At 41.7% G+C, this 21,587-nt stretch carries 28 protein-coding genes and 1 tRNA gene; 17 read left to right on the forward strand and 12 right to left on the reverse strand.

The window, feature by feature from the left end:
- The 6 genes from FAX86_RS17665 to FAX86_RS17690 all read right to left on the reverse strand — a co-directional run bounded on the left by FAX86_RS17665 (position 1) and on the right by FAX86_RS17690 (position 2,874).
- A complete protein-coding gene (locus tag FAX86_RS17665) occupies positions 1-612 on the reverse strand; it encodes an MlaC/ttg2D family ABC transporter substrate-binding protein (protein WP_144394803.1) in 612 nt (203 codons plus the stop codon).
- 115 nt (positions 613-727) lie between these two features.
- Positions 728-1,054 carry a TusE/DsrC/DsvC family sulfur relay protein gene (locus FAX86_RS17670; protein WP_144394804.1) on the reverse strand — a complete coding sequence of 109 codons (327 nt, stop codon included), beginning with the start codon at positions 1,052-1,054 and terminating at the stop codon, positions 728-730.
- Entirely contained in the window at positions 1,054-1,338 is a 285-nt protein-coding gene (gene tusB, locus FAX86_RS17675) for a sulfurtransferase complex subunit TusB (RefSeq protein ID WP_144394805.1), read from the reverse strand. Before tusB ends, FAX86_RS17670 begins: the two co-directional genes overlap by 1 nt.
- Positions 1,335-1,688, reverse strand: coding sequence for a sulfurtransferase complex subunit TusC (gene tusC, locus FAX86_RS17680; protein WP_144394806.1), 354 nt, complete (start codon positions 1,686-1,688; stop codon positions 1,335-1,337). The genes tusB and tusC overlap by 4 nt, the downstream gene beginning before the upstream one ends.
- A gap of 8 nt (positions 1,689-1,696) precedes the next feature.
- Complete coding sequence (gene tusD / locus FAX86_RS17685) at positions 1,697-2,092, reverse strand: sulfurtransferase complex subunit TusD (protein WP_144394807.1); 396 nt, start codon at positions 2,090-2,092, stop codon at positions 1,697-1,699.
- 98 nt (positions 2,093-2,190) lie between these two features.
- On the reverse strand, positions 2,191-2,874 hold the full coding sequence (locus FAX86_RS17690; RefSeq protein ID WP_144394808.1) for a Bax inhibitor-1 family protein: 684 nt from the start codon (positions 2,872-2,874) through the stop codon (positions 2,191-2,193).
- 206 nt (positions 2,875-3,080) lie between these two features.
- On the opposite strand from FAX86_RS17690, the gene FAX86_RS17695 reads away from it, so the two are divergent.
- Positions 3,081-3,171: transfer RNA gene (locus FAX86_RS17695), tRNA-Ser, on the forward strand.
- Positions 3,172-3,470: 299 nt separating this feature from the next.
- Here the strand turns inward: FAX86_RS17695 and FAX86_RS17700 are convergent.
- The 5 genes from FAX86_RS17700 to FAX86_RS17725 all read right to left on the reverse strand — a co-directional run bounded on the left by FAX86_RS17700 (position 3,471) and on the right by FAX86_RS17725 (position 9,116).
- Positions 3,471-4,502: a tyrosine-type recombinase/integrase gene (locus FAX86_RS17700; protein ID WP_425467802.1), complete on the reverse strand. Its 1,032-nt coding sequence runs from the start codon at positions 4,500-4,502 to the stop codon at positions 3,471-3,473.
- Positions 4,391-4,723: a helix-turn-helix domain-containing protein gene (locus tag FAX86_RS22875; RefSeq protein ID WP_144394810.1), complete on the reverse strand. Its 333-nt coding sequence runs from the start codon at positions 4,721-4,723 to the stop codon at positions 4,391-4,393. Before FAX86_RS22875 ends, FAX86_RS17700 begins: the two co-directional genes overlap by 112 nt.
- A 563-nt stretch (positions 4,724-5,286) precedes the next feature.
- The gene (locus FAX86_RS17715) at positions 5,287-7,950 is read right to left on the reverse strand and encodes a ligand-binding sensor domain-containing protein (RefSeq protein WP_164503662.1); all 2,664 of its coding nucleotides are present in this window, start codon (positions 7,948-7,950) and stop codon (positions 5,287-5,289) included.
- Positions 7,913-8,365 carry a hypothetical protein gene (locus FAX86_RS17720; RefSeq protein WP_144394813.1) on the reverse strand — a complete coding sequence of 151 codons (453 nt, stop codon included), beginning with the start codon at positions 8,363-8,365 and terminating at the stop codon, positions 7,913-7,915. The genes FAX86_RS17715 and FAX86_RS17720 overlap by 38 nt, the downstream gene beginning before the upstream one ends.
- A gap of 139 nt (positions 8,366-8,504) precedes the next feature.
- The gene (locus tag FAX86_RS17725; RefSeq protein ID WP_144394814.1) at positions 8,505-9,116 is read right to left on the reverse strand and encodes a hypothetical protein; all 612 of its coding nucleotides are present in this window, start codon (positions 9,114-9,116) and stop codon (positions 8,505-8,507) included.
- 279 nt (positions 9,117-9,395) lie between these two features.
- On the opposite strand from FAX86_RS17725, the gene FAX86_RS17730 reads away from it, so the two are divergent.
- From FAX86_RS17730 to FAX86_RS17785, 12 genes are all read left to right on the forward strand, one after another.
- A complete protein-coding gene (locus FAX86_RS17730; protein WP_144394815.1) occupies positions 9,396-10,277 on the forward strand; it encodes a DnaT-like ssDNA-binding domain-containing protein in 882 nt (293 codons plus the stop codon).
- Positions 10,278-10,305: 28 nt separating this feature from the next.
- Complete coding sequence (locus FAX86_RS17735; RefSeq protein ID WP_144394816.1) at positions 10,306-10,776, forward strand: hypothetical protein; 471 nt, start codon at positions 10,306-10,308, stop codon at positions 10,774-10,776.
- Complete coding sequence (locus FAX86_RS17740; protein WP_144394817.1) at positions 10,773-11,126, forward strand: antiterminator Q family protein; 354 nt, start codon at positions 10,773-10,775, stop codon at positions 11,124-11,126. The genes FAX86_RS17735 and FAX86_RS17740 overlap by 4 nt, the downstream gene beginning before the upstream one ends.
- On the forward strand, positions 11,123-11,866 hold the full coding sequence (locus tag FAX86_RS17745) for a YARHG domain-containing protein (RefSeq protein WP_144394818.1): 744 nt from the start codon (positions 11,123-11,125) through the stop codon (positions 11,864-11,866). The genes FAX86_RS17740 and FAX86_RS17745 overlap by 4 nt, the downstream gene beginning before the upstream one ends.
- Entirely contained in the window at positions 11,853-12,392 is a 540-nt protein-coding gene (locus FAX86_RS17750) for a hypothetical protein (protein WP_144394819.1), read from the forward strand. Before FAX86_RS17745 ends, FAX86_RS17750 begins: the two co-directional genes overlap by 14 nt.
- Positions 12,393-12,428: 36 nt before the next feature.
- Positions 12,429-12,656, forward strand: coding sequence for a hypothetical protein (locus FAX86_RS17755; protein ID WP_144394820.1), 228 nt, complete (start codon positions 12,429-12,431; stop codon positions 12,654-12,656).
- A 106-nt stretch (positions 12,657-12,762) separates the two neighbouring features.
- Positions 12,763-13,254 carry a hypothetical protein gene (locus FAX86_RS17760; RefSeq protein WP_144394821.1) on the forward strand — a complete coding sequence of 164 codons (492 nt, stop codon included), beginning with the start codon at positions 12,763-12,765 and terminating at the stop codon, positions 13,252-13,254.
- Positions 13,255-13,338: 84 nt separating this feature from the next.
- Positions 13,339-15,009 (forward strand): ATP-dependent nuclease, encoded by a 1,671-nt coding sequence (locus FAX86_RS17765; RefSeq protein ID WP_144394822.1) that lies wholly within the window; start codon positions 13,339-13,341, stop codon positions 15,007-15,009.
- A 148-nt stretch (positions 15,010-15,157) separates the two neighbouring features.
- Complete coding sequence (locus tag FAX86_RS17770) at positions 15,158-15,391, forward strand: hypothetical protein (protein WP_144394823.1); 234 nt, start codon at positions 15,158-15,160, stop codon at positions 15,389-15,391.
- Positions 15,388-15,852: a DUF5675 family protein gene (locus FAX86_RS17775; protein ID WP_144394824.1), complete on the forward strand. Its 465-nt coding sequence runs from the start codon at positions 15,388-15,390 to the stop codon at positions 15,850-15,852. The genes FAX86_RS17770 and FAX86_RS17775 overlap by 4 nt, the downstream gene beginning before the upstream one ends.
- A gap of 65 nt (positions 15,853-15,917) precedes the next feature.
- Complete coding sequence (locus FAX86_RS17780; RefSeq protein WP_144394825.1) at positions 15,918-16,343, forward strand: holin family protein; 426 nt, start codon at positions 15,918-15,920, stop codon at positions 16,341-16,343.
- Entirely contained in the window at positions 16,343-16,705 is a 363-nt protein-coding gene (locus FAX86_RS17785) for an HNH endonuclease (RefSeq protein ID WP_144394826.1), read from the forward strand. The genes FAX86_RS17780 and FAX86_RS17785 overlap by 1 nt, the downstream gene beginning before the upstream one ends.
- 100 nt (positions 16,706-16,805) lie before the next feature.
- On the opposite strand, the gene FAX86_RS17790 is transcribed toward FAX86_RS17785, so the two are convergent.
- Positions 16,806-17,120 carry a hypothetical protein gene (locus FAX86_RS17790; protein ID WP_144394827.1) on the reverse strand — a complete coding sequence of 105 codons (315 nt, stop codon included), beginning with the start codon at positions 17,118-17,120 and terminating at the stop codon, positions 16,806-16,808.
- 112 nt (positions 17,121-17,232) lie between these two features.
- Here FAX86_RS17790 and FAX86_RS17795 point away from each other — a divergent pair, with 112 nt between their 5' ends.
- Genes FAX86_RS17795 through FAX86_RS17810 form a run of 4 tightly spaced genes read left to right on the forward strand, consistent with a single transcriptional unit; the run spans position 17,233 to position 21,562 of the window.
- On the forward strand, positions 17,233-17,703 hold the full coding sequence (locus tag FAX86_RS17795; protein WP_144394828.1) for a P27 family phage terminase small subunit: 471 nt from the start codon (positions 17,233-17,235) through the stop codon (positions 17,701-17,703).
- 17 nt (positions 17,704-17,720) lie between these two features.
- Complete coding sequence (locus tag FAX86_RS17800; protein ID WP_144394829.1) at positions 17,721-19,436, forward strand: terminase large subunit; 1,716 nt, start codon at positions 17,721-17,723, stop codon at positions 19,434-19,436.
- A gap of 3 nt (positions 19,437-19,439) precedes the next feature.
- Positions 19,440-20,678 (forward strand): phage portal protein, encoded by a 1,239-nt coding sequence (locus tag FAX86_RS17805; RefSeq protein ID WP_144394830.1) that lies wholly within the window; start codon positions 19,440-19,442, stop codon positions 20,676-20,678.
- Positions 20,675-21,562, forward strand: a complete 888-nt coding sequence (locus FAX86_RS17810) for a S49 family peptidase (protein WP_144394831.1) — start codon at positions 20,675-20,677, stop codon at positions 21,560-21,562. The genes FAX86_RS17805 and FAX86_RS17810 overlap by 4 nt, the downstream gene beginning before the upstream one ends.
- Positions 21,563-21,587 lie beyond the last annotated feature (25 nt).

The raw sequence follows: 21,587 nt of genomic DNA on the forward strand, positions 1-21,587 counted from the left end.
TTATTGAAGTTCAATTTCGTTATTTTCTAACTTTTTAATGACTGAGTCGAGACCGTCTTTTTGAATTTGTTGCGCAAATTGATTACGGTAGCTTGAAGCCATGCTAATGCCTTCAATGCGAACATCAATCACTCGCCAAGCATCCAAACCTTTGGGTTTTCTGAGTAAGTAGTCAATTTTTACCGGCTCACCCTTAGGCTGGTTCATAACACTTTTAACACGAGCTGCTGTTTCTTTGCTGTTGTACTCAGTATCTTCAAATTCAAATGACTGACCTTCGTATTGAGCTAAGCCTTTGGCGTAAGTATTCACCACTAAATTTACGAATTCTTCAACAAATTTTTGTTGTTGTTGAGGAGATGCGTTTTTCCATTCTTTAGCAAGAACTCGGCGACCAAGTCCTTCTTGATCGATGTAAGGTACTAACTCTTTTTTGACCAGTTCGACAGCCATGTCTGGATTGTCTTGTAGTTTGTCCTGATTTTTTTCAAGATAAGAGACGATGTTATCGGCAACGCCTTTGAGCATGTCTTTTGGATCGGACTCTGCAAACGTTGTAGCCGAGAATACAAAAAGCAAAAGAGCAACAAATCTATTTACCGTGGTTGTCATTTTAGGTTCCTTGAAGTTTCAGTGTTCGTATTTTAACGAGTTTTTCGATACTAGTCTCTGATTCTATCGGCGTAATAATTAACTAAAGCTTAACGAAACATGTCTACTAATACGTTTATAAGCACCTTTTGGGTTTCGGAAGCCCGGCTATCTTCGTGGCCTGTTTCGCAGCGCCTTTAGGAAATAGCTTGTGGAGATAGATGCTGTTGCCTTTTTCTTCGCCAAGTTCTTTCGCCAGGTACTTCACTAGTGGTCTAATAGATGGACTAGTTTCGTACTCCTCATAAAAACGTCGGACAAATCGAATAACTTCCCAATGATCGTCACTTAATTCGATATTTTCGCCTTTGGCAAGCAGTGGGGCAAGCGTTTCGTCCCATTGTGCCGGATCCAGCAAATAGCCTTGTTTATCCGTTGAAATATGGTCTGGCAGGGCATTCATCAATGAAACGTCCAGGTTAGGGTTTTAGTAAATTCCGCGGTTAGAGCAACAAAGGCATCATAGTCGGGCACCCAGTCGATCGAGGATGTATCTGATATGCCCCTCACAGTGGCATCAATTTTAAGCACTTTTGCTGCTTTTAGTTTGGGAGCTAACACATTGTTTTTTATAAGATAACAGCCGTCTTCTATTAATAGCAGTGAGTCATTCGAACTCATCGATGCGACTAGCGTTTCTAGCTGCTCTTCGCTTATGGGGCGATTAACTATGTGTAAACAACTCATAACGAAAACACCTGTGACGAGCGTTCAATGAGGTTTTTGTATTCTGCATCATTGAGAATCTCGACCTTTCTTAGCAATTGCTCAGGCAATAAGCCGTAATGTGTGAGGCTTTTGTGGTAAACATATAAATGCTCAATATCGTAAAGGTCTAATCCGTTGAATAAACGAGTGTATTCTTTTTGACCGACGAGTTTGGGGTGCTGGTCATCGATGAGTTGCCAAACTCCTTCACCGACAAAGAGCAGACCAACCGATTGGTCAAACGAAGCGGCAGCGAGAGCCATATCCAGTTGCTCTTTTCCAGAGTCCGTGGAATAAGGCGGTTTGGTAAAGATATAGAGTTGATTCATTAAGCCGCCTAGGAAAAGTGAATAACACGATCGGAGTGACTTGAGGCTTCAACCCACTCACCAAGGCCAGCAATATGAAAGTCAGCGTTAACGTTGTGGTCCGGTAAACCAGCCAACTCAGCATCTTCCTGGCTAACAATACCGCGTTTATTGGCGACAGAAACGCACGCATTTATTGTTAAATCGTATTGGCTCGCCAAACTGCTCCAGCCTTGCTGAAGATTTTGCTCATCATTCGCAGGGTTCCACAATTCATTCGCAACATAAACAGCATCGCCATAGAAAAAGACTGAGTGGACACTGTGGCCTTGCCGGTAACAAGCGTCGACAAACCGCTGGGCCGAAGAATGAGCCTGAGAAGTGTAGGGCGAACCGGTAACTAATATTGCGTACTTAAGAGCCATAATTATGGGTATCTTGCTGATTTGGCACTATTTTACCATAAGACAGGCATTAAAAAACCCGGCCGAGGCCGGGTTTGTGTTCAGAAAACGACGAAGAATTAATCGTCGCCGCTGAATGCTGCTAACAAGTGCAGAATATTCATGAACAACACATAGATGTTAATGAATACACTCATAGCGGCCATGATGTAGTTGGTTTGCTCACCACGCATGATTGAGCTGGTGTCGTACAAAATGTAGCCAGATATTAGTAGCACCATCGCAGCTGAGATAGCTGTGCTTAAACCACTAACGTGCCAGCCAGCAAAGTAGTTTCCGATGAAGTAAATAAGTGCAACACCGAAAACAACCATTAGTCCTGCGAATAAAAAGCCTCGCATGAAAGTAAAGTCTTTGCCTGTTTTCAGTACATAACCTGAAAGGGCGAAGAAAATAAGGCCGGTTAGTCCAAGTGCTTGGATAACGATTTCACTACCAAAATTGGCAACATAAAGGTTGATGATTGGGCCCGCATAAAAACCTAAGAACCCGGTGAATAAAAACATCATTAAAATTCCCAACCCACTGTTGGAAGTTTTAGCCATGATAAACGGCATACCGATAATGATGGCCAGATACAACCAAGGTGAAATTGGGGCGATGTTCATTGCCATTGCAACGCCAGCTGAAATGGCACTAACAATCAAGGATGCAGCAACCAACAAATAAGTATTTTTCAATACCTTGTTAATTTCTACACCGCTCGACATTGAGCGATCAATGGTATTAACATTACGTTCCATAGGGACTTTTCTCCGAATTACAACAAGTTAAGTTATTACTGTAGACAAATATATCAAATAATAGTTTCACTACAAGTATTATCGTGTTGCAGATTATTTCATAATCATGTCTGTTTATGCGTTGTTCAATTTCATAAAAACATAGAAAATTTTACACGAAAAGCTTGATTCTTAAAATGTTTCTAGTATTATTCGGCCTTCTTCGCGGAGGGATGGCAGAGCGGTTGAATGCACCGGTCTTGAAAACCGGCATGGGTTAATAGCCCATCTAGGGTTCGAATCCCTATCCCTCCGCCACTTACTCTTGTAGTTACAATAGTTTAGTGGCTCTCCGAACTTTCTAATCTCTAATATATTTTCTCTATTTCTAAACTGACTGTGGCTGCTTTTGTGCCCAACGCGTTTTGTTTTCTGCAAAATAATCTAGAATCGTTGTTTCCGTAATCTGTTATCTTGCTATCCAATAACATTGGGTTTGAAGTTTCAAAGTTCAAGAGAGAAGTGAGCTATAAGCTCATTTTTGCTGAGCTTTGGGAAGCTTTCATTATCGGTAGTCGGTAAATTAACGATATATGATAACGAATTCTTTTGTTGCGTTAGTCGTTGCGTTCGAGGTGAATGCTTGACGCAGTATTGGGACGCAAGCTGATATTTTTTGCGGCTTGGTGTAAATGACTTTCTGCTAAGTGCGCGTAACGTTGTACCATTTTTAAGCTGGTCCAGCCGCCAAGTTCCATTAACTCGCTTGGAGTCGTTCCGCGCATGATATGCCAGCTGGCCCAGGTGTGCCTGAGATCGTGCCAACGAAATGGAGTAAGCCCCGCACGTTCTATCAGTGGCTTCCAGGTGTCTTTATTATCGATCTGTACGAACGGTTTGCCATGGTAAGTAAAAACGTATTCGGGATGATTGCCGACATTATTGCGAATGATCTGCAGCGCTTCTTCATTCAGTGGAACGCGAATAGTACGTTTTCCTTTAGCTGAATGGGCTGGAATAAATGCCTGGCGGTTTTTCATGACGATCCATTCCCATTGCATTCCGAGGCAGTTGGATTTTCGTACGCCAGTCAGTAGCGAAAAGCGGATGGGATCTTTCAAATGTTTGGGCGCACAGTCGATCAAGCGTTGGGCTTCTTCTGGTTTTAACCAGCGAGGCTCTCGATTGCCTTCATCTAAAAATCGTATGTTTGGGACGCGATCAATCCACTCCCATTCTTTCTGTGCCAAGTTAAACAACGATCGAAGCGTTGAGGCGATTCGATTACGCCGCGCATTCGAGCATTCGCGTTCGTCTTGGTATTCATCCAGAATGTCATCAATCAAATTGCGATCGATGTCTTCCAAATGAATGTCTGGTGTGTTTCGCGCGAAAAGGTTCGTTAGTATGTCGATATGACTGTAAATATCCGGGTAACTGCGCAACTCTTGCTTTTCTCTTAAAAATTTAACTGCCGCTTTATCCCAAGGGGTTTTGGGTTTTATACCTAGTCTGTCCTGTTCAAATAGGCGGCGCTTTAACCGGGCTTCGACTTGTTCGGCTTCAGACTTTTCAGTTGCGCCCGTGCTCTTGCGGTAGCGCTTTCCCTTAAAGTAGAAATTGGTGTAATAAAACTGTCCTCGTTTGATAACAGACATGGTGAGCTCTCTCTAGTGTTAATATCAAATGGATTTCTTTGAAAGTACTTTGAACGAATAAAATTCACGAGATCAGACACAACAAAAACATGGGAACGGCCAATTTTGGCAGCGGGTAATTCGCCAGACTTAACCAACTCTAGAATTGTATCTTTGTGACACTTTAAATAATTTGCAGCTTCTGCAGTGCTTAGAGTTTTAAAGGCATTCATTAGTCCACTCTCTTTAAATTAGAACCGCACTTGGAATACTAACTCTCTCTTTCACTCCGTCGGCTTGTCTGCGCTGTCTTTTAGGTTTTTGCGACACTCTGCGTCTATCGAATATTGTTCGGCGCTGAGAGCGGATATTGTAAGAGCCTACAATGTGGAGACCATCCTTGGTTTCTATCTTGCAGACAAACCGTTCAGGGTGTTTTTCTAGAAAGATGGTTCGGGGATAAATTGTCTGGATGTCACGAATCCATTCGCCAAAGCTGTGTCCAATATACTCGACCATAATCATCGGTAGATTTGTTATTTTGTTCGTTTCCATCGTTACCGGTCCTGTTGTGTTAGAAATGACATCATTTTTTAAATACAGCAATGAATAATCCGCGATTTACCTTCTAAAAAAGATAAATCAATATGATTAATATAATAAATCAATATGATTTAGTCAATTAACAAAGAACAACAACAATGTCATCAAAAGGAAAGTATTGGTAAATGTTGAAGTAGGTAGGATGATTAAATAGCATTAAACACGTTACCGCTGTATTTAATGCTACTGTGAGTTAGCGGTGCGTTGAAAAGATGAGTTGAGACTGCCTCGTGTACTCAGACATAGTTAGATGAATATTCTGATGCTTTAACTCATCTTTTAGAGACTTAAGTAAATCAAACTGATTCAGTGTAAGCTTTTGAATGGCTATTTTTATCTCAAGTGAGCCGGAGTTTTCGCTGCAGCGAATTTTTAATAAAGAAAGATTATCACTTTCTGCTGCAACATTAATTGTTGCTGCTAAGCAATACCAAAGCTTGTCCATTTGTGATTGCGATAATTTATAATTAATCGCTTCTGGAGTCGCTGTAAAGTCGAGCTTTTCTGATAATTCACTCACCATTTCTAGTGACGATTGAAATTGAGAAACAATTCCTAAGGTTCTTGCTGTTTTGGGCAATTCAAAGGGGAGTGCTGTCATTGGAAAGAACCAATCAGACTGTGGTTCGATCTCGTCTTCGAGAATATGATTGAGCTCGTATTCTAATCCTTCAATTTTTGCTTGGCTTTTTTCCAGTTTCTTATTGAAAAGTCTGTATTGATAAATGAAAACACCGACGAAGATAGTACTCAGTGATAAAACCAATATAAGCCATTGAGGTAAGTTCGCAGGAGTCGTTACATCGACATTAAACTCTCTGGTTCCGGAGCCACTTTTAGAATGAAAGTGAACGCGAATAATGTTATTTCCCGGTGGTAAACTGTTGAAGAATAAATTGCTGCCAAACTTTAATTCTCTCATTGGAGAGTTATTCAGGCTGTATGAAAAGGTAATGGGAAACTTATCAAAATGATTAACACCTGATATTAAAAATTCCAGTGGCGAATCATGTTCTAAAGTTTCAGGTATTTCTAAGTTGGTATAAACGGGTAGAACAGGCACATTATTGTCGTAGCGAAAGTCAACCAGCTCTGTCCAGCCATTTAATCCTTGAGCAATTAATTTATCGTCAATATAGGAAATAGCTCCTCTGAGCATTTCTTTTGGATACAACCCATTTCGAAAGTCGAAAATTTTAAACCAGGGATTACTGATATCATTGGTATATGCGAGTCCGGCGAGCGTCGAAATTGCAATTTTATTGGAGTCGGGGTAAACAAAGATATCGCTTATCGTATTACTTGGTAAGTTACTATTCTCACTGGTGTATTCATAAATTTTTGAATCATCGTTATAAACAATGAGACCATCGCCGTCCGTACCGATCAATAAGTTACCATTGTGATCAGTTTCCAGCTTCCAAACCACTTTGTCCGCTTCATATTGAGTAATGGAGTGTCCCTTTTGATACTTGTAAAAGCCTTTTGTTGTTCCAATCAGTAAATAACCATTGTGATTTAAAAGGCTTAAAATCGTATTAGAATTTAAGCCGTCACTTTTCTCAATGTGATCAATTAAGTTCAGTTGGTAATCGTATTTATACACGCCATCGGAGTCTGTCCCAATGTAAATAGCATCATTTGAGTTTGTATCGATGGTTAAAACAATTTTATTAGTCAGTATTTCTTCTACGAGATGACCTGACTCATCAAGAATAGAGACGCCTTTAAAATGACCTACCCATAAGCGGTTTAACAGGTCTTTTTTCATCGCAATAATTCGGTTGTCTGGAAGCACATCATCAGAAATTAAATTCCATTGATTATCCATACCTTCTTGCCAGACACCTTCACCAAAAGCCGCAATCCATTTTTTACCAGGTGTTTGCAACATGGAGTGGAAGTAAGTTCCTACCGTAGAGCTCTTGTAGCTTTTAATCTTCTTTCTATTTGGGGGTAACTGGAAAACCCCATTGTTAGTTGTTGAAGCCCAAACAATACCTGTGTTTTTATCGTACTCAATGTCGGATACGGTTTGATCGGAATTGAATCTCTCGCAGTCATTTAATTTTAAATAGCTAATTTCGCATTCGATTAAACCTTTGGGAGTACCCACTAACAGGTTTTTTCCTGCTACTAAAACGTTACGAATAACTTCTCCTTTGAGAACAAGTTGAGATGACGAGTTGTTTTTAGCAACAATGTAAAGTCCATCTTTGCTTCCAAGGTAGTCAAAGTTATTGTCGTTAGCGAACGAAAGTATCGGTGTTTTGCGAAAGTTAAGCAGTCTTTTTGGCAATTTAGAGATGTAGCCAACGCCATTGTCTGTTGCAACAATTAAGTCGGTACCGAACATTTGGACAGAGTTAATTGATTCTTCAAAACTGTACGAGTTTTCCTTCTTGAAGTTACTGTTAAAAATAACGAGTTTATCTTCTAACACAACAGCAATTTGAGTATCGTTAATTTTTTTGATGTCGGTAACGGTTACACCATCAAGTAAGGTTTTTGTAATCTTTCCATTTTCTATAATTTGAAGGCCGCCATCATTGTTCATTCCAACCCAAGCGGTGTAAGAGGGTGTTTGGCCAGACAGAGATGTCGAAACGTAAACAGCGTTAACCTGCGAGCTATTTAAGCTTTCAACAGAACCAGGCGAGCTTTGAAACAAATTGAAGTTCTTGCCGTTGTATCGAGCAAGTCCATTATAGGTTGCTATCCAAAGATATCCGTGAGAATCGTAGAAGAGTGCTGAGGTACGATTGGTAGGCAACCCTACCTCAAAGTTTATGTGTTTAAAGCTTTCTACCGTTTCTAATTTAGTCGCCGCCAACTGGTTTGTGAACGTAACCGCCACAATTGCCAATAAATGAAGGGGCAGACGACTGTGTCTCTGCTTCTTCAATGCTGTGTAAACTTTTAGAAACCATTTTCTCATTCGTATCCGTACCGCTTTTGAAAACTACTATATAAGTTGGCAGTCTAGGGTCATCGGGATTCTTTTTATTTGCCCAAGCTGAACGGAGCATATTCCCGTATCTTTCCCCGTACTCAGCGTCCAGACCTTTGGCGAACAATTCTACATGCTGATCATCGAAAAGCAATGAACCTACATTGCTTCCGCCGTCTGTACACTCTGTAAAAACATCAACTTGCAAATAAGAGCCGTCAGGCAAAAGCAAGCTTGCTGACATATCTGCAACTTTTGCTCTATCTGTCGCTAAAATTTGAAAGCAAGAAATAGCAGATAGTAATAATATTACTGTTTTCATTTTAAAGTCCTTTCGATAGCCGAGACATTATATTAGACCGGAGTACTCTTTGTGCATAAATATTGTAGCTGATAGTATTATATTTATGAGATGTTTGTATACCGGCTATCTTTTTAGTCAAACACAGATAGTACGAAAATTAATCTGTGAATGAAAGCTCAAGAACTTTTATAAATTCTTCGTTGGGTTCCTCCCAGGCAGAATATTTATTGAATGCCAAGTTTTTATAATAATCATTCCAAAATTCAGGAAGCATTCTATAGTCTCGATTGCCTAGTTCAGGATAGCCCTGACTATCCATTAGTCGTTTAAAACTGGCCCGACTAATTAATCCTCTTTCTAAAAAGCAGTGCATTTCAGAAAGGGTTATTTCAAGATCTTCAGCAACGGCTATTATTTTCTCTCCACTTAATTTCGAAAGTGCTCTTCTTGCATTTTCAATAATGGTGAGTTGTTGTAAGCATTCATCTTTAGGAATAGCCGTTGAATCCGGATCAATTTCTTTTCGTTCTTCTTTATGGTCCTCAATAAGGCTGGAATAAAGCTTTATTATTTTTTTTGATTTTTCTTCTAATTCTAGTTTTTCAAAGTCATTATCCTGTAAAGCAAGTTTGATTGCATCGGATAATACTGAAAGTTCTAATTTTGAGATTGGACGTTTGGAAGAGTGTTTTCCATTTGAATATGAAAAGAACTCATCATCGAGTGCTTCTCTAGGAAGTTTAAAAGCTCTCTCTATTTCTTCAGCCAAGCTATCGCCAATCGCACGACTCGGAGAGATGCCTGCAAATTGTGTTGCTTGTTGTACAGACTTACCTAACTGATTTGCGAAGACAGTTAAGCCGCCGCGACCCGTTTCATCTTGTAAGTCCAAGACAATTTGGCGGCAGTTATTATGACGTATTCTGGCGTGTTTTCTCATCCACATATTATTTAATTTAAATCAAGTTGATTCAACAATCAATATGATTAACAAAATCTTGATAAAATAAATCAATATGATTTAGTATCTCCTCTGAGGAGGAGTGCAATGAAAAAACAAAAAACAGCCAATCCTTGGTTTCGGTTGTATTCCGAAATCATCGACGACCCCAAAATGCTCATGCTTTCATTTGAAGATCGTTGGCATTATGTCGCGCTCTTGTGTTTAAAGTGTCAGGGTGAGCTCGATAAAGAAGCGAACGCCGATAAGCTGCAACGTAAAGTGGCTTTAAAACTCGGTGTCTCCATTTCCAACCTGGATGAAGTAAAACGAAGGCTCAAGGAAGAAGAGTTAATCGACGAAAACTTTCAACCCATCAATTGGAACAAGCGACAATTCAAAAGCGATTCCAGTGCCGCTCGCGTTCGAAAATACCGGGCAAAACAAAAGAAAACGGAAATTAAAAACGTTACATGTAACGGCGATGTAACGGCCTGTAACGCTAATGTAACGCTTGAAAACTTAACATCTCAAATCAAACCAGCCGCTGAAAGCCCTATAAATAAAGAGCGGCCGCGAATGGAACAACAATGTAACGTTACAGTAACGCCCTCAGAGACAGATACAGAGACAGAAATAAAAAGATCTCCCTCTAAGGAGGGAGATCCAAAAAAGTCCGATGCGTTTGAGAAAATTCCAATAACCACGCATTGGCAACCATCGCTTCAAGCAAAAACCTTAGCCAAGTTGCAAGGCCTTACCGATTTTGAACATCAAGACACGCTCGAAAATCGCGGTGAGTTTATCTCTTACTGGATTACAGCAAACCGAGGAGGTGTGCCCATTCTGTTAACGCCTGACGAATGGGATCACAAGTACATTAAAAATCTATTGCGAGGCAAACAACATGACCAGGCAAACGCATCGACATCGCGAGTTTCTGCCGCAGAGCGCGCTCGACTGCTGGACAAAACCCTGTCCGACTTTTGATCCCAAGTGGGTTAAAGCGGTTCAGCGTTTGTGGCAACGGTTGGGTGCGAAATATGGTTTTTCATTGTGGGAAAGTCGCTTTGGTGTGGCGGATGAATCGAACCCCGCATTTCGGGAGTGGGCGACCGATTTACTCGAGGTAGATCCACACGCGGTAGCTAAAGCGCTGAATCATTTACCGAGTTATTTACCCAATCAAATTGAATTTATGCGCTTGGTTAAAAGCTTTTGTCCGCCAGAGCCAGAAAAGCAAGAAACAGCAGCAGAGCGACAACAACGAGAAGCAATGCAAGCTCAGCTATCCAGCAGAATTCAACAAGAGCGAGAGCATGTGGCAAAGCTAATCGATAAATCCATGCGTGAAGAAATTGTACGAAAACTTCGTCAGCGCTGGTCTACAACCGACTGGTCGTGCTCTGCAGTGAGCGACTGGCTGGTTGAGCAAGAGCAGCTAGAAAATAGTAAATCAAACATATCAAACGAGGAGGCGACCCAATGAGTTTTCAAACAACTGAGCGAAATTTAAAGCAGTGGGGTTACTGGAAGCGATCGCATGGTATTCATTTAGGCTATGGTGAAAGCGCGTTAGCGATTCGTAAACCTATTGGCTACACTTTGACAGATGATGAAGCTCTAGCGGTCGATAAGGCTGTATCTGAGCTTAAAGTGAGAACCTCAAATTCAATGATTGGTAGTTTGGTAGAAGATTACTTTTTAGAGCCAGAGATGAGTTACCTCGATTTAGCTTCTCGCTATAAATTAAAGAAGCCGAAAGTGCGAGAAATGATTTTAATTGGTGTGGGGTGGGTTGATGCGAGAATACAAAATCATACAGAGACAAGATTATGACTAAAAGTATTCATTTTTTTTATATAACTCTTTTTGTATTTTCAATGTCTGCTTACTCAACTGATAAAACTTTAGGTTCGTTCTTATCGCATTTAGAAAGTGGAAAACCATTATTTCAAGATGAACATCAAGAAACTAGTGTGCTGTCTGTCCAAGCGTACAAAGGATTTTTCTTAGTTGAAATTGGTTCATCCGTTGATGGACTTTGTAGTGGGTTAGGTCTAAATACGTATAATTATGAGGGTAAACTCTTAGATAGTTTAGAGCTTGTGAGAATGTGTGATACAGACGGCGGAGAGCTGGAGTCGGTAAATTACGACCTCATTAATGAAATATATAATGTCAAGGTAATAACTGTAGCTAATGGATATGACCATTCAAAAATAACATCTTACGTCGTAAAAGAGTATAAGCTTGACCCAATGAGTGGGACCTTTGTAGAGGAGGACCCCTACAAGTTCTGCAATAGTCGCAAGTACCCAGAAATTTCGGAGATGACTTTGCAACCTGGTTCGCTTGATAAGTTATCAGCTAGAACACTTAAGTTAATGAGAAATGAAATTTTTGCCTCGTATGGATACGAATTTAAGTCAGAAAGGCTAGCTGGCTATTTTGAAAAATGCAGTTGGTATAAACCGTATCAAAAAGATGTTTCTGGTTTTCTAACTGACCTAGAGAAGAAGAATATTGAAGCAATTCTTAATCAGGAAAAAAAATTGGAGAGTAATGCGATTAATTAAAGAAGGTTGGCAGTTTGACAGAAGATTGCTTTCTAGTGCCAGAAATCAGTTATTCCGAATTAGCTTCTCGATACAAGTTAAAAAAGCCTCAAGTGCGAGAAATGATTTTAATTGGTGTTGGATGGGTAGATGCGAGAATGCATTCTTATTTTTTAAGTTAAGGGCTGCTATTTGTTTGCTTCTATTAAGCGGCTGTACTTCAATTTTTTATAACTCTGACTCAAATTTAAACTTAGCAAATTATGGTTGCAAATATGTTGATGGGCATTTCGATAATAATGAAACTTTTATCCCTAGTGGTTTAGTTTGTCCAAGATCAACACCTTCTGACTCACTTTCAGAAAACGAGTGTAAATGGAAAGCAAGCTATTATAGAAATGATGGCGTATTAGTTGAAGGTCATTACAGATGTAGCCCCAAGAAAAATCATTTAACTCCCAACTTTGGCGGTAATTGTCACTATGTGAGCAGCTATTACAGAAAAGATGGCACTTATGTGCGAGGTTACACTAGATGTCGAAAATAAGCGTGAGAATCAAGTGGTTGAAACGTGAGTTTGAGATTGAAAGATAAAATGCTGCTAAAGGATGCCATTCTAGGCGCGAGTTATCATAAAGGTGATGATAAATGTAAATGGTATGATGACCTGCCTTCACATCTAAAAGATCACGAGATAGGGAAATTAATTTACGCAGCTCTCTACAAGAATGATAAGCGCGCACTTGATAAAGCTGCAACTCTTCTGACAGGAGACAAGAAAAATGCGTGGCTTGGTTTAGAAAAAATGTAAGCATTTTCTTACATGATGCTCAGTATCTTTTCCTACATACAATTTACTCGATTGTCCTAGTATTAATCTAAAATCGAAGATTATATTCAAAATGGAGAACTGTAGCATGACATTAGATAATAATAAACTTGAGCTTACTCTTAAAGCCTGGGAGAAGACTGTCGATGTCCAGATGCATTTCAACGACTTATGCTTGAAAGTTCGTTCTTTTGCAATGTCGATATTGGGTGTAATGTTAGGAGGCGCGGCTATTTCATATAGATACGGTGGTGATGTAGTCATGTCAAGCTTAAGTTTTCCTATTGCGGCAATATTTATTAGTGTGTCAATCATAATTTGGGCTGCTTTCTACCTAATGGATAGATACTGGTACCATGAGTTATTAAGAGGTGCTGTAATTCATGGTCGCAAGTTGGAGAAGGTTCTTAACAAGAATATTCCGGAAATTGCGCTTGCAAACTCTATTCGAAAAACTAGTCATGCATCATTAAGCTTGAATGCTGCCAAAAAGTTAGATTGTTTTTACATTTTTATACTGCTGGTACAGATTTGCGCACTTATAGCTGTTTCTCAAGGTTCTGTTGAAATAAGTAATTAGTCTGTTTGTAAAAATAAAAGTGATGTTTCTAATTATTTAATATGTGACTGTCTATTTTTATAAGAATTCACAAGAGTCATAGTTATGATTAAAGCAAGAAATTACAAATGTTTTGAAGATGAAACCGGTTTTGAGAAATTTTGTCGAGTAAACTTGATTGTCGGAAGAAATAACGCAGGAAAGTCATCTTTATTAGATTTAATCGAGTGTTTAATTAATGACGATTATTTTTTTCATCGCTCAACATGGAGGGGTAATAAATCCCCACAGATAATTGTTGAGTCGAAAATACCTGAATATATTGTTAATCAAGTTTTCAAGCCTAATGTAAGCGGAGGTGCGGTTCAAGGCAATCATCGAAATTATGGAAATCAGTTTATCGAAAAAATGATAAAATGGTCTATCGGATTTGAAGGTGTAAGGGAGCTAGTAGAATGTGATGACAGTGATATTTGTCCCACCTTAGAAAATGCTGGTAGCTATTCGAGAGCTCTAGTGCATGCTATGCCCCATCCGTTAATAAATAAAAATTTTCGACGTCTCTCTGCTGAGAGAGATATTCGACCTGAGCCAGATAATTCAAATATAATAATCGGAACGGATGGAAGCGGTATAACAAATGCGATTCAAAACTACATCAATAAATCAAATTTACCGAGTGAATTAGTAGAGAGTTCTATTCTTAAAGCGCTAAACTCAATATTTGCACATGATGCGATATTTACTGATATAGTTTGCCAGTTACATGAAGATGGCAACTGGGAAATATATCTTGAGGAGAAATTTAAGGGGCGTATAGCTCTCTCTCAGTCAGGAAGCGGTTTAAAGACGGTTATGTCAGTGCTTGCATGTTTGATTTTGGTACCTCGTTTTGAAGAAACTAACTTGAACAAGTATGTGTTTGGATTTGAGGAGTTGGAAAATAATTTACATCCAGCCTTGTTAAGACGCTTGAATAACTATATTTATGAACAGGCGTTAGAATATGATTATTCATATGTTTTAACTACTCATTCTAATGTCTTAATTGATCAGTTTAGTAAGCGGCCTGACGCACAAATAATTCATGTATCTAATGTTAACTCAGTTGCTACGTGCACAACCGCTAAGACATATATAGAGAATAATGGGATTATCGATGATCTTGATGTCAGAGCGAGCGATTTGCTGCAGGCTAATGGAGTGGTTTGGGTAGAGGGACCATCAGATAGAATCTATTTGAATAAGTGGATTGGTTTATGGAGTGATCAAGAGCTGAGGGAAGGGACTCACTACCAAATAATATTTTATGGAGGAAGATTACTTTCTCATTTGAGTGCGGAATCTCCAAGTTGTGATAAATCTGGTGTGTCAATTCTAAATACAAATCGAAATGCAATAATATTGATTGATAGCGATAAAAGAGCTGCTCAGACACCATTAAGTAAAACCAAAAAAAGAATACAAAAAGAGTTCAACACCATGGGGGCTCTGTGTTGGATAACTAAAGGAAGAGAGATTGAAAACTATATCCCTAAAGAAGTTGTTAATAACTTTTTGCGCACTAATACTTCTGCTCAAGTAGGGCAATATGAGTCATTTTTTGAATATTTAAATGGTATTGATAAGGGGCAAGGTGATAGATATGTTGCGAAGAAGCCTTTATTAGCTGAAAAGCTAGCTCCTATCATGAACAAAGAGAACATGATTGATATATTAGACCTAGATGTTTCTATGGAAAATGTTTGTAATACGATAAGAGCATGGAATAATTAGTATATTTTATTTGAAGCTTTTAATTGCAATGAATATTGCATCGTTCAACCAAAAGGTGTATAAAGTCAGCTAAGCTTTAAAAGTTTATTACTTCAAAACCCTGCTTGTTTTCAAGCGGGGTTTTTTTATGCCTGCGCTAAGGTACTTAATGCATAACATCTCTACGGGCCTCGCGGTTCAAGCGCCTTTTTCTTATACCGCAATAGAAGCCGCAAAACCGAAGCTCTCATTTTTTCAAAGCATAATGATCGATTTTGGAACCAGTGTTTTAACCTGGGGAGAAGCTTTTCAAATGATGGCGGCGTTTACTGGTTTTGTGGCCATAGTATTTCGCATTGTCGACTTTTTTAAAGAACGAAAACAAAAGGAAACCAAGCTATGAAGCTGATTCGTGGTTATATTCCATCGTTTGGTGTTTTTGGTGAGTTGCTCGATCTCGATGGCAATCATTTAGCATACTCAACTGAGCGGTTATGGAACAACAATATTTCGTTTCAAAGCTGTGTGCCCGAAGGTGTGTATGAACTAAAGCCTTATGAATACAAAGGTGAGCTCGAAACTTTTGCGTTAGAAAATAAAGCGCTCAACGTGCAAGTGCAGGCAACGCATAATCGATTTGTTCGTTGGGGTTGTTGCTTTCATGGTGCTAACTGGCCGCATCAATTGCAAGGCTGTATTGCACCGGCTACCGAATTTATGCCGCTGTATAACGCAGCGTTTAAACGCACGATGTTTGGCGGTTCTTCGAGTGGTGTTGCACTGGGTAAAGTGTTGGATTACTTGCACGACTCTGGCGATAGAACCTTAGAAATTTCTCACCAACGCGCGGTTGTCGCGGCTTAAACTCCACATTGCTTTCGTGGGAATGATTCCCGTTGTACGAAAGCTCTTTTTATTCGAGGTAAACCATGGCGCATCCTGCATTAATTGGCGGTGTGTTTGAGATTGGCAAACAACTCATCGATCGCATCTGGCCAGATGAAACCGACAAAGCCGAAGCGCAATTAAAATTGTTGTTAGCGCAACAGAACGGCGACTTAAAGCAATTAGAAACACGGCTCTCTGCCATACTCGCTGAAGCAAACAGTAGCGACCCTTGGACGAGTCGTGCCAGGCCATCGTTTTTGTATGTGATTTATATTTTTATTTTATCGGCCATACCGATGGGCTTTTTATTTGCATTTGAACCAACCGTTGCTGAGCGTGTAACGCATGGTGTCACGCTGTGGTTGCAAGCCATACCAACCGAGTTATATACGTTATTTGGTGCAGGCTTTTTAGGTTATGCGCATTACCGCAGTAAAGATAAACACACACAAAAGAACACTCAATAATGCCAGCACGCGCTAAACGTCCATGTCGTTATCGACTGTGCAAAGGCTTAACGATTGAGCGTCATGGCTTTTGTAGTGAGCATGCAGAACATGCGCGCAGCTGGAGTAACGTTCACACTCAATCCGCCAGCGTTCGTGGCTATGGTTATGCCTGGCAAAAACAACGTAAGCGAGCCATAGCTCGAGACTCTGCGTTATGTCAGCCCTGTTTACGGGAAGGTCGAGTAACGGCTTTCAATTCGGTCGACCACATAACACCTAAGAGCGCCGGTGGTAGCGATGCATTAAGTAACCTGCAGTGCATATGTAAAGCATGTCATGCATTAAAGACGCAACAAGAATCACAACGAGCGAGAAATTAATTGAGGGTAGGGGGTGTTTAATCTCTACAGTTTATCGCCGTCTGACCACCGCCCTAGGTCCATTTTTACGCGCTAAGAAATTAAAAGAGTTTCACCACGATTAACTCTTGTTTTGTAATTTGATGAGCTTGTGCATTATGCCGATAATTCGTTTATTGGCCTTATTATCCTCGTAGCTTTTTGCGCCGAAGAAAAGTAGAAGTACTATGATATAGGTTTCTGAACTGGGCTCCGAACCGAATTTAATCGACAAGGAGAAAATTAAAGCAAAAATGATTAAAATTAGCGCGAAATCATAGGGATCTCTAGAAGGCTTTTTTTGGAAGGCTTCTAGCTCTTCATTCAGCTTGTGTATTTCTAAGATGTCTTCTGCGACTTGGGCATTACGCTCAGTTTCTGCGTTGTGTTCACTCATGTTCAATTCCTAATTTTGATGAAAGTGAAATTATATACTTTTTAAATACTTAAGAGCGGTCAAAACTTTCTCTGTTGTCAGTGAATATTTACATATAATCGAGAGTAATAAAATGCAAGGTCGATTACCCGACACTTCAAGTTTAGCGGTTGCTAAACATCCAAAATTCGACGAAGGTCAAAAGCAAGCGGAAGAAAATGAAGAGAAACATAAGTTACTCGCAAAGCAATTAAAGCCACGTGGTTTAACTAAAGATGAGACTAAAGTTTGGGATCGCGTCGCCTTGGAGCTGTCAAAAAACAACCGACTGAAATCGTTGTATGTGGATGTCATTCATCAGTATTGCGTGGTGAAAGTGCGCATGGATGGATTACGCGGTGAGCTCGATAAAGACGATTGGTATTATGTGACGATGGGACGCCACGGTGAACAGTGGAAGTCTCGCCCGGGTGTCGCTCAATTAAACGATGACTTTCGAAAGTTTATGCAATTGACGGCGCACTTGGGATTATCACCGGCGACCGAATTGCGGTTTAACGCCAAGCAAGGCGATTTGTTTGAAAATGAATTTGATGGCTTGTAAGTGATGGGTGGTAAGCGATGTCAGCGACCGATCATCTTGACGATATTCTAGCGTATTGCGATCGCGTGCTGTCGGGTGAGCGTCCCGCGTGTCAGTGGGAACGGCTTGCGGTGGAACGATTTTATGATGACTTCGAGCGCTCAAAAACCGGCGATTTTGAATTTTACTTTGATGTGGAAAAAGCGGTGCAGCCGATTAAGTTCATTGAGCTGTTACCGCACGTCAAAGGCAAGTGGGCGAATCGCAAGGGCCTTGCCAAACGCATTCAGCTGGAAGGTTGGCAAAAATTTATTATCGCGAATTTATTCGGTTGGCTAAAAAAGTCGACGGGCTACCGGCGTTTTGTGGTGGCTTACATTTGTGTGTCGCGTAAAAACGGCAAGTCGATTATTGCGGCCGGTGTTGGTCTTTACATGTTGGTGCAAGACAACGAATTTGGTGCTGAAGTTTATTGCGGAGCGACGACCGAAAAACAAGCGTGGGAAGTGTTTCGTCCCGCCAAGCAAATGGTCGAGCGAACGCCACAACTTCGAGCCGCTTACGGATTAACGGCGCATGCTAAACGATTGGAGTGCGATAAAAAAGGCTCGCGTCATACGCCCGACGGTTCCAAGTTTGAACCGGTGATTGGTAAACCGGGCGATGGAGCGAGTCCCTCGTGCGCGATTTTGGATGAAGTGCACGAGCACGACGATGATGTGTTATTCGATACCATGCTCACCGGAATGGGCGCACGTGAACAGCCCTTGTTATTGATGATTACCACAGCGGGCACCAATCCCTCGGGGCCGTGTTTTCAGCATCAAAAAGATCTGCAGAGAACCTTAAGCGCGAATGCCGGTGAGCGTAACGAAGAACTCTTTGGCATCGTTTACGGCATTGATAAAAACGACGATTGGACCTCGACCGAGGTGCTGGAAAAAGCCAATCCGAATATCGGCATATCGGTCGGTAAAGACTACTTAATCGCACGACAAAAAGATGCGATGCGCAGCCCCCGAAAACAAAATGCGTTCAAGATTAAACACCTGGACGAATGGGTGTATGCGAAAAACGCCTGGCTCAATATGGTCGATTGGGCGAATGCGGCCGACACGAGTTTAGAGCGTGATGACTTTATTGGCTGCAAAGCCATTAAGGGTTTGGACATGTCGAGCAAACTCGACATTACGGCCGACGTGACGATGTTTGAAAAAATGATTGAGGGCGAACAGCACTTTTTCTTTTTTGGCAATTACTACATTCCGGAAGCGCTGCTTAAAGATCCGGATAAACAACTCTACGTCGAGTGGGAACATCAAGGGCATCTCATCACCTGCGAGGGCGACACCATCGATTACGAGCAAGTGCAATCCAATGCGATCAACGAGTGCCGATTGTTTGATATCGAAGAGCTGGCGTTTGATCCCTGGGGTGCGACGCAAATCGCGCAGAATATTCACAAAGCGAATTCGGACATTGAACTCGTGGAAGTGCCGCAAAGCTATGCGATTAGTGATGCGATGAAAGAGTTTGAACGGCTTTTAAAAGAAGGTCGCATTCATCACGATGGCAATCCGGCATTGTCCTGGATGATGGGCAATGTGGTCGCCAAAGAAATCGACGATGGCAAAAAAATTCGGCCCGTCAAAGAAGAGCGGGACAATAAAATTGACGGTGCGGTTGCGGCCATTATGGCGCTCAGTCGGGCCATTGTTATCGATGAACAGCAAGTCGAACATTATGGTGTGTGATTGATGGGATGGTTTTCTAACTTAGTGAGTGCACGAACCACTACGGCCTCAAAACCGGCCCAGTGGTTTATCAATTTAATCGGCGGCGGCCCGACCGGTTCGGGTGAAATCATTAACGCTGATAACGCCATGCGCATTACGGCGGTGCTGCAAGCGGTGCGCATTTTGGCCGAGTCGAGTGCGTCACTTCCGTTAAAGTTGTATCAACGAAACGGCAACAACAAACACGAAGCGACGGATCATCCGGCGTATCAACTGGTGTATTCCTCACCGAATGAATCGATGACTTCGTTCGATTGGCGCGAAGCGCAAATGGTCGCGTTGGGTCTGCGCGGCAATGCGTACAGTTTGGTGAAACGGGATCATCAAGGCGCTTTAGGTGAGCTCATTTTATTGCATCCGGATAAGACAAAAGTCGTAATGAGTCAATCCGGCAAGCTCTTTTATGAATCGATGGAAACCAATAAAACGCATCCGGCGCGTCATATCCTCCATCAAAAAGGACTCAGCACGAATGGATTGATGGGACTGAACCCGATTGAAATGACGCGCGAAGCGTTAGGGTTATCGGTGGCTGCCGAAAAACATGGCGCGACGACCTTTAAAAATGGTGCGACACCGACCGGCATTTTAGTGACGCCCGATAAAGCCAAGCCCGAACAAATCAATGAGTTAAAAAAGTCCTGGAAAAAAGAAAACGGCGGGAACAATAAAAACGGTGTGGCGGTGTTGCACAGTGGTATTAAGTACCAACAAATCAGCGTCAGTAATGCCGACGCGCAATTTTTAGAAACCCGAAAATTTCAGATTGCAGAAATCGCGCGCATCTTCAATGTACCGGTGCATTTGCTGCACGATATGGATCGCTCCACCTTCAACAACATCGAGCACATGAGTTTGGCGTTTATTAAATTCTCGTTACGGCCGTGGCTCATTCGCATGGAGCAGCGGCTCAACTTGTCATTGCTGAGGCCGGAAGAACGCCATCACTATTACTTTGAACATAACTTGAGTGCGCTCGAACGTGCCGACATAAAAACGCGTTTCAGTGTGTATGCGCAAGGGCGGCAGTGGGGCATTTATTCGGCCAACGATTGTCGGCGCAAAGAAACCGAAACCTTGCGCGATGATGATGAGGGGGACAGCTACCACACGCCGCTCAACATGATGGACCAGGACGCGATTAACGATGCAAAAGACGCTTCGAACGAACCCTCAAAAGAAACAGGACACGACGAATGAATCATCCTTACTTGTTTTCACTGTTGGTTAATGAACCTTGGGCAATTGCTTCCCAAAAAATGGACGTGTTGTTAGAGATTATTGAAAAAGGTTTACTGACTGGCGCGCTCACTGAGACGCAAAAAGCCGGTCTTACCGGTCAGCGATTGGAGTCCGATGACACCCTCACCGGCGGTGTTGCGGTAATGAATGTGACCGGCACGCTCGTTAATCGAACCTCGGGTCTTGCCAGTCTTTCAGGCGTGCGTTCTTACGCGAGTTTATCGAATGAATTGCAAAGCTTACTGGATAACGAACTGGTCCAGCACATTGTGCTCGACATTGATTCCGGCGGCGGCATGGTGGCCGGTTTGTACGATTTTGTGGACCAGCTGTATGAGGCGCGTTCCGTTAAACCGATTACGGCCATTATTAACGACTCGGCATTTTCGGCGGCCTATGCCATCGCAAGTTCCGCCTCGCGCATTATTGCCAGTCGAACGGGCGGGGCGGGTTCCATTGGCACCATTGCGAAACTCGTCAGTCGCAGCAAACAACACGAACGTCTGGCGATGGAGATTGAAACGATTACTGCGGGTGCAAAGAAAGCGGATCTCGATCCGGACACGCCCATCACCGATTCGGCGCGTCAGAAAGTGCAGTACCAGGTCAATCAATCGAACGAACTTTTTTTACAAACGGTCTCGCGCAATCTGGGATTGCCCATCGATACCCTACGCAGTTATGAGGCGGACTTTTTTACCGGTGAGGATGCCAAAGCGATGGGGCTGGTGCACGACATTATGAGTCCAAGAGACGCGTTTTTATCGATTGTTTCGGACACTCAAAAGAAACCCACCCACTCATCGTTGCAAAGGCGCGCCAAAGCCATCGCGCTGCAATAACGCATTTTACTTGAGACACATCACG

Source organism: Pleionea sediminis, assembly GCF_007570825.1.
GTDB classification, from domain to species: domain Bacteria; phylum Pseudomonadota; class Gammaproteobacteria; order Enterobacterales; family Kangiellaceae; genus Pleionea; species Pleionea sediminis.